Genomic DNA, 7,239 nt, shown 5'->3' with positions numbered 1-7,239 from the left:
ATCCACGCTACCAGTTAATTTCTATCATCATCACTTATGAGGTTCAAAGCTAGTTGAGTTTGCCAAATCTGCGTGATTTTATTAATATTCGACAAAACTAACTCTTTCATCAAGTCAGCATCGTTAATTATCTCTTGAGTTGTTCCCTCTGGCACTGCAGGAGGCAAATATACGCCATTTGATAATGAATATCCGATACCAATTACTGCCCCATCATCATTTAATACAGCATATTCATCATGCATATTCCTCTACGATAACGCACCCATTTGCACCTTTACTCCCCCGAATGACGCTTGACCAGACGTACTACCTGCTCCACCGCCACCCAAAGGCCAGCAAGGTGATCTGAAAACTACTGGCACAGCCCGACCATCCCGAGTTTGTTACGGCGGATATGAACGCCCCCGCGAACATGCCGCTCGAGTGGAATGCAGCACTTCCACTGCGCACTTTTCTACTGCGCCAAAGTCACAAAGACCGAACGTGATGAGGGGATGGAAAGATTTGTTCCGGTCACTGCGTCTGAAATGACCGGCGGCCGTGTTGAGGGCGCAGATCGGAAAGCATAATCGTTTTGTTTTTGTTCACACAACGAGTTGCACCCGACCAGACGGATCGGTAACTGCAGAAATAAGGAAGATGCGGGTGGATAGTAATAAGGCTTGGAAGTCGGCTTTAATGCGAGCAGGTATTGAGAATTTTCGTTTTCACGATTTGCGGCATACATGGGCGAGCTGGTTAATTCAGTCCGGCGTTCCGCTATCGGTATTACAAGAAATGGGCGGCTGGGAAAGTATTGAAATGGTGCATAGGTATGCCCACCTTGCGCCAAGTCATTTAACCGAACATGCTGCCCAAATAGATTCAATATTTAATGAACATGTCTCAAATATGTCCCACTCGGTAAAACCTGGTGCAGTGGATAATATCTAACACGTTGAATTTATTGGTGGGTCGTGGCGGGTTCGAACCGCCGACCAATTGATTAAGAGTCAACTGCTCTACCGACTGAGCTAACGACCCAACGGGACGGATTATTCTCCTCTATCCGGATGATGTCAAACGCTTATTCATGCTTTATTGACAGTTAATACGCGTCATATTTGTGAAGCCCATCACGTCCAAAAACGGTATTATTGCCGCCATCCTGGAAGATATTTGATTAATTAACACTCAGTTATCCGCGATGTAAAAATTACGATACATTTTTTTCTTCGGCATTTTTCATGCCAGTTATAATAAATGCACGCTTAACATTACTATTACACACTTCACACACGCTATCGTTCCAGCCGTGGTGAACACAGAGCCATTCAGAGCTTAAGAAATTGACGTAAATGAATGCGATATGGCGGAGTTCATACGCAAAAAAGCAAAAAACAGGAATCAATACAACATGCAAGAAGAGTCAAAAATCCTCGTCCAGCCGGGGGAAGAGAACGCAGAAGGTTTGCGGCGAAATCTCTCTAACCGTCACATCCAGCTGATTGCCATTGGCGGTGCTATCGGTACCGGCCTGTTTATGGGCTCAGGCAAAACCATCAGCCTGGCAGGTCCGTCCATCATCTTCGTCTATATGATCATCGGCTTTATGCTGTTTTTCGTCATGCGTGCGATGGGTGAATTGTTACTGTCCAATCTCGAATATAAATCTTTCAGCGACTTTGCCGCCGATTTACTGGGCCCGTGGGCCGGGTATTTCACCGGCTGGACCTACTGGTTTTGCTGGGTGGTCACGGGTATCGCTGACGTCGTGGCGATTACCGCCTACGCACAGTTCTGGTTCCCCGGCCTCTCGCAATGGGTCGCCTCGCTGATCTGCGTGCTGGTGCTGCTGAGCCTGAATCTCGCTACCGTGAAAATGTTTGGTGAAATGGAGTTCTGGTTCGCGATGATCAAAATCGTCGCCATTGTCGGGCTGATCATCGCCGGGCTGGTGATGGTGCTGACTCACTTCCAGACGCCAACCGGCACCGTCGCGTCATTCAGCAACCTGTGGAATGATGGCGGATTCTTCCCGAAAGGTGTCAGCGGTTTCTTTGCCGGTTTCCAGATCGCCGTGTTTGCGTTTGTCGGCATCGAACTGGTCGGCACCACCGCCGCCGAAACTAAAGATCCGCAGAAATCCCTGCCGCGTGCCATCAACGCTATCCCTTTGCGCATCATCATGTTCTATGTGTTCTCGCTGATCATGATTATGTCGGTGACGCCCTGGAGCCATGTGGTGGCAGATAAGAGCCCGTTTGTTGAACTGTTTGTGCTGGCCGGTCTGCCGGCGGCGGCGAGCATCATCAATTTTGTGGTACTGACCTCTGCTGCCTCTTCAGCTAACAGCGGCGTATTCTCCACCAGCCGCATGCTGTTTGGTCTGGCACAGGAAGGCAACGCGCCGAAAGCATTCGGTAAGCTCTCTTCCCGCGCAGTGCCGTCGAACGGCCTGACCTTTTCGTGTATCTGTCTGCTCGGCGGTGTGGTGCTGATTTACCTGATCCCGAATGTGGTGACGGTCTTCACACTGGTCACCACCGTTTCTGCGATCCTGTTTATGTTCGTCTGGACCATCATCCTCTGCGCTTACCTGGTCTACCGCCGTAAACGTCCGCAACTGCACGAAGCATCAATCTACAAAATGCCGCTCGGCAAACTGATGTGTTGGGTCTGTATGGCATTCTTTGCTTTTGTTCTGGTACTGCTGACCTTGCAGGATGATACGCGACAGGCGCTGTTGGTCACGCCGCTGTGGTTTGTGATCCTGGGGATAGGCTATGGGTTGCGCAGCCGCAGTCGTAAAGCCTGAATGATGAACTCATGATGTCAAAAAGGAGCCATCTGGCTCCTTTTTGTTTTAATCAACGTCCAGTGCCTGCCTGAACTGCTCCCACATTTTTGTGGCAGACGGTCTGGCCGACGCCACTTTCACCGGCAGTGCCGGCGGCGCACCGGCTTTCATATCGCCGAGATCGAATACAAACGTGTAATCAGGTTCCTGCCCCATGCGTAAGTCACTGACCAGAATATGGCCGCCCTGCTCTTTAACGCTGAAAAAACCGTGGCTGAACCAGGCGACACGCGCCAGAAACGGGTTATCTTTGTGGGCTTCATACAATGCCTCACCGCGGGGATAGAAGCGGAAACGGATCGGTGAATCCGGATGCAGCAATGAGGTGAAACCTTCGCCGTAACTGTCTTTACTCATCACGACCACACGCCACACCAGCGAATTGAGGGGTGTCGGCGTGACCAGAACCTGCGTACTGTCAATATTTTGCCGTTGCAGCTCTGTACCGACATGCCGTGTCACCTGATATTGTTCAATCATAGTACAAGCCAGATACAGGCAACTGATGCCCAGTAACACGTTATTCCACATAATGCCGCGCTGCTGCTCGCGATACAGCGCCAGACCAACACCGGTAATCAGCGGCAGGGTATAGAGCGGATCGATAATAAAAATGCTGCCGACCGCAAAAGGATAATGCGTAAAAGGGATACCGAGTTGGGTGCCGTAAACCGTCATCACATCCAGCAGCGGATGGGTGATCAGAGCCAGCCAGACAGTTCCCCACCAGCGCCGGAAATGTTGCCCGGCGCTGAACAGTTTGGCCATCAGCCAGGCCATCAGCGGAGATATCAGCGTCAGATAAAACAACGCATGGCTTTCGGTGCGGTGCAGGGTCATATTGCTGATGACATCACCGTGATCGTAAAACACATCCAGATCGGGCAAGGTTCCGCAGACCGCGCCAGCCAGTGCAGATTTCCATACCGGCGCACGTTTGCCCATCACCGCAATGCCCACTGCAGCGCCAAGCACTAATTGTGAAACTGAATCCATTCTGCCCCCTTAAGCCCGAAGCTGAATGCCTTCGGTAATAATGCGCTGCACATTACACACGGTTTGTTCAAAGAATTCAGGATCACTGAGCGTTTTACCGGTGATGGCTTCGACCTGTACCCCGAAATCGGCGTAGTGCTGCGTGGTCGCCCACAGCATAAAAATCAGCTGCATCGGATCAACCGGCGCGATCAGTTCTGCTTTAATCCAGCCGCGGATCACATCCGATTTATCTTCCACCAGCGTTTTCAGGCTGCCGCCCAGCTCCTGTTTCAGCAGCGGTGCACCCTGTACCATCTCGAGACAAAACAGCCTGGATGCCTGCGGGTGATCGCGGGAAACACACAGCTTCAGGCGGATATATTCACGGATAGCTTCCAGCGGATGCTGATCAGATTGCAACGCTTTCAGCGGTGCCAGCCAGATATCCAGCAATCCTTTGAGCACGGCGATATACAAATCTTCTTTTGACGGGAAGTAATACAGCAGATTGGTTTTGGACACATCGGCACGCTCGGCAACCTGATCCAGACTGGTGCCATGCATGCCGTACAACGAGAAAAACTCAAGTGCCGCTGCCATGATATTGCCACGTTTGGCAGCGACTGCCCGCGAACGTCGCGTCGGGGCTTTCGTCGCCGGCTGGCGGGATTTCTTCTCTCCGGCGTCAGCCTGCACAGATTCGACCAATGGCTTCACAATGTCTCCCTGAGACGAATAGCAAGGCTGAAATCATAGCAAATGGCGATACAAGCGACTATCGCTATGCATCCCGGTGATTGCAGTAACACCCACGACAACAATCAGTAACCACAAAGAGTTATGAATTTAACAAATTTGCACCATTTCCGTTCAATCCTGCCTGATAAATGTGCAGCCATTTTTGACCATATGGTCTGAAACAGACCATTTGCTCTACCAAAAACCAACACCGAAATTTAACTCACTGATAATTAAAAAGATTAAAAAACTGGCATCCCGCTTGCAATACCCATCATGAATTCCTTCCTTCGCGTTGCATCATGAGGTGAGCTATGAAAATCGGTGTCTTCATTCCTATCGGCAACAACGGCTGGTTAATTTCAGAAACTGCGCCGCAGTACAAACCCACCTTCGAACTGAACAAAACCATCGTGCAGAAAGCGGAGCACTATCATTTTGATTTCGCGCTGTCGATGATCAAACTGCGCGGCTTCGGCGGCAAAACCGAATTCTGGGAACACAATATGGAGTCGTTCACGCTGATGGCCGGTCTGGCCGCCGTGACTTCCCGCATTCAGCTGTATGCCACCGCCGCCACGCTGGTGATGCCACCGGCAATCGTTGCGCGCATGGCCGCTACCATTGATTCCATCTCCAACGGCCGTTTCGGCGTAAACGTCGTCACCGGCTGGCAGAAACCCGAATACGAACAAATGGGCATGTGGCCGGGCGATGATTATTTCAGTCGCCGCTATGACTACCTGACCGAATACGTCAGCGTATTGCGCGATCTGTGGGGAACCGGTCACTGCACGCTTGACGGCGAATTCTTCAAAATGGACGACTGCCGCGTCAGCCCGCGTCCGCAGAGTGAAATGAAAGTCATCTGTGCCGGGCAAAGTGATGCCGGCATGGCGTTCTCCGCTAAACACGCGGACTTCAACTTCTGCTTCGGCAAAGGCGTCAACACGCCAACCGCCTTTGCGCCCACCGCTGCCCGCATGAAAACGGCGGCTGAAGCTGAAAACCGCGATGTTTCCTCTTATGTGCTGTTTATGGTGATTGCCGACGAAACCGACGCCGCCGCCCGCGCTAAATGGGATTTGTATAAATCCGGAGCTGACGCCGATGCGCTGGCATGGCTCACCGATCAGAGCAGCAAAGACACCAAATCCGGCAGCGATACCAATGTCCGCCAGATGGCCGACCCGACCTCCGCCGTGAATATCAACATGGGTACCCTGGTCGGTTCTTATGCCAGCGTGGCCAGAATGCTCGACGAAATCGACACCGTGCCCGGGGCCGGCGGCGTGCTGCTGACCTTTGATGATTTCGTGGAAGGCATCGAAAACTTTGGCCGCTACATCCAGCCATTAATGAAAACCCGCCAGCACATCGGCACTGAGCAGAAAGAGGTCGCATGATGAACGTTGTTGAGAATCAAACTGTGGTCCGCCGCGACCCCCACAATACCGGCGAGGAAACGATCCTCACAGCACGCCCTGAAGCCATTGCTTTCACGCCGCAGCAAACGGCGCTGATTGTGGTGGATATGCAAAATGCCTATGCCTCACAAGGCGGCTATCTGGATCTGGCCGGTTTTGATGTCTCCGCTACCGCGCCGGTGATTGCCAATATTAAAGTGGCGATTGCCGCCGCCCGCGCCGCTGGCATTAAAGTGATTTTCTTCCAGAACGGCTGGGACAATCAATACGTCGAAGCCGGTGGTGCCGGTTCGCCGAACTTCCACAAATCCAACGCACTGAAAACGATGCGCAAGCGTCCGGAATTGATGGGCAAACTGCTGGCGAAAGGTGACTGGGATTATGACCTGGTCGATGAACTACAGCCGCAACCCGGCGATATCGTACTGCCCAAACCGCGCTACAGCGGCTTCTTCAATACCCAGCTCGACAGTCTGCTGCGCAGCTACGGTATCCATCATCTGGTATTTACCGGTATCGCCACCAACGTCTGCGTGGAGTCCACGCTGCGCGACGGATTCTTCCTGGAATATTTTGGCGTGGTGCTTGAAGACGCCACCCATCAGGCCGGACCGGAGTTTGCGCAAAAAGCCGCGATTTATAACATTGAAACTTTCTTTGGCTGGGTCTCCAGCGTGCGCAATTTCTGCGACGCCGTGGGTTATAAAACTGAACAAAACGCGGCCTGACCGCTTTCTTAAAAGGACAATTGACGATGCCTAAAAGTGCCATTATTCCGGCTGGCAGCGGCGTTCCGCTGGCTCCTTTTGTTCCGGGTACCCTCGCCGACGGCGTGGTATACGTTTCCGGCACGCTGCCATTTGATAAAGACAATAACGTCGTACATGTCGGCGATGCCGCTGCACAAACCCGTCACGTACTGGAGATCATCAAAAACGTGATTGAAACGGCGGGCGGCACAATGGATGACGTCACCATGAACTCGATTTTCATCACTGACTGGGCGAACTACGGTGCCGTTAATCAGGTTTACGCTGAATACTTCCCGGGCGAAAAACCGGCACGGTTCTGCATTCAGTGCGGGCTGGTGAAACCGGATGCGCTGATCGAAATCGCCTCCGTGGCGCATATCGGTAAATAATCATTTTGCAACAACCTGTCCTGAACACCTTGAGGAATCAGCATGTATTACCAGGTATTGGGGAAAAAAAATGCCGATGCGGAAACCGTCGTGCTCTCATCGGGGCTGGGGGG

Annotated in this window: 7 protein-coding genes, 1 tRNA gene and 1 pseudogene; 5 read left to right on the top strand and 4 right to left on the bottom strand. The window is 52.1% G+C overall.

Annotation, left to right across the window (positions count from 1 at the left end; genetic code table 11):
- Nucleotides 1-14: 14 nt before the first annotated feature.
- Nucleotides 15-245, bottom strand: coding sequence for a hypothetical protein (locus J1785_RS05160; RefSeq protein ID WP_217218954.1), 231 nt, complete (start codon nucleotides 243-245; stop codon nucleotides 15-17).
- Nucleotides 246-543: 298 nt separating this feature from the next.
- Here J1785_RS05160 and J1785_RS05155 point away from each other — a divergent pair.
- Nucleotides 544-936, top strand: a pseudogene (locus J1785_RS05155) (site-specific integrase); the annotation flags it as partial.
- Between the two features lie 14 nt (nucleotides 937-950).
- Here the strand turns inward: J1785_RS05155 and J1785_RS05150 are convergent.
- Nucleotides 951-1,026 (bottom strand) — tRNA-Lys (locus J1785_RS05150).
- Between the two features lie 373 nt (nucleotides 1,027-1,399).
- On the opposite strand from J1785_RS05150, the gene cycA reads away from it, so the two are divergent.
- Nucleotides 1,400-2,800 (top strand): D-serine/D-alanine/glycine transporter, encoded by a 1,401-nt coding sequence (gene cycA / locus J1785_RS05145; RefSeq protein WP_129990530.1) that lies wholly within the window; start codon nucleotides 1,400-1,402, stop codon nucleotides 2,798-2,800.
- Between the two features lie 48 nt (nucleotides 2,801-2,848).
- Here the strand turns inward: cycA and J1785_RS05140 are convergent, their stop codons facing one another.
- A complete protein-coding gene (locus J1785_RS05140; protein ID WP_129951878.1) occupies nucleotides 2,849-3,838 on the bottom strand; it encodes a metal-dependent hydrolase in 990 nt (329 codons plus the stop codon).
- Between the two features lie 9 nt (nucleotides 3,839-3,847).
- A complete protein-coding gene (rutR, locus tag J1785_RS05135; protein WP_217218953.1) occupies nucleotides 3,848-4,537 on the bottom strand; it encodes an HTH-type transcriptional regulator RutR in 690 nt (229 codons plus the stop codon).
- 335 nt (nucleotides 4,538-4,872) lie between these two features.
- Here rutR and rutA point away from each other — a divergent pair, with 335 nt between their 5' ends.
- Genes rutA through rutC form a run of 3 tightly spaced genes read left to right on the top strand, consistent with a single transcriptional unit; the run spans nucleotide 4,873 to nucleotide 7,126 of the window.
- Nucleotides 4,873-5,964, top strand: coding sequence for a pyrimidine utilization protein A (gene rutA / locus J1785_RS05130; protein ID WP_129951880.1), 1,092 nt, complete (start codon nucleotides 4,873-4,875; stop codon nucleotides 5,962-5,964).
- Nucleotides 5,961-6,713, top strand: coding sequence for a pyrimidine utilization protein B (rutB, locus tag J1785_RS05125; RefSeq protein WP_217218952.1), 753 nt, complete (start codon nucleotides 5,961-5,963; stop codon nucleotides 6,711-6,713). The genes rutA and rutB overlap by 4 nt, the downstream gene beginning before the upstream one ends.
- A gap of 26 nt (nucleotides 6,714-6,739) precedes the next feature.
- On the top strand, nucleotides 6,740-7,126 hold the full coding sequence (gene rutC, locus J1785_RS05120) for a pyrimidine utilization protein C (RefSeq protein ID WP_129951881.1): 387 nt from the start codon (nucleotides 6,740-6,742) through the stop codon (nucleotides 7,124-7,126).
- Nucleotides 7,127-7,239 lie beyond the last annotated feature (113 nt).

It is taken from the genome of Rahnella perminowiae, assembly GCF_019049755.1.
Lineage (GTDB): Bacteria > Pseudomonadota > Gammaproteobacteria > Enterobacterales > Enterobacteriaceae > Rahnella > Rahnella perminowiae.
Note: the sequence above shows the minus strand (reverse complement) of the source record. Positions and strands in the feature narration are given on the sequence as shown.

What these genes read in the sequence shown, in the direction of transcription:
- J1785_RS05160 (WP_217218954.1), bottom strand. Translation starts at nt 245, where the DNA reads ATGCATGATGAATATGCTGTATTAAATGATGATGGGGCAGTAATTGGT.
- cycA (WP_129990530.1), top strand. Translation starts at nt 1,400, where the DNA reads ATGCAAGAAGAGTCAAAAATCCTCGTCCAGCCGGGGGAAGAGAACGCA.
- J1785_RS05140 (WP_129951878.1), bottom strand. Translation starts at nt 3,838, where the DNA reads ATGGATTCAGTTTCACAATTAGTGCTTGGCGCTGCAGTGGGCATTGCG.
- rutA (WP_129951880.1), top strand. Translation starts at nt 4,873, where the DNA reads ATGAAAATCGGTGTCTTCATTCCTATCGGCAACAACGGCTGGTTAATT.
- rutB (WP_217218952.1), top strand. Translation starts at nt 5,961, where the DNA reads ATGATGAACGTTGTTGAGAATCAAACTGTGGTCCGCCGCGACCCCCAC.
- rutC (WP_129951881.1), top strand. Translation starts at nt 6,740, where the DNA reads ATGCCTAAAAGTGCCATTATTCCGGCTGGCAGCGGCGTTCCGCTGGCT.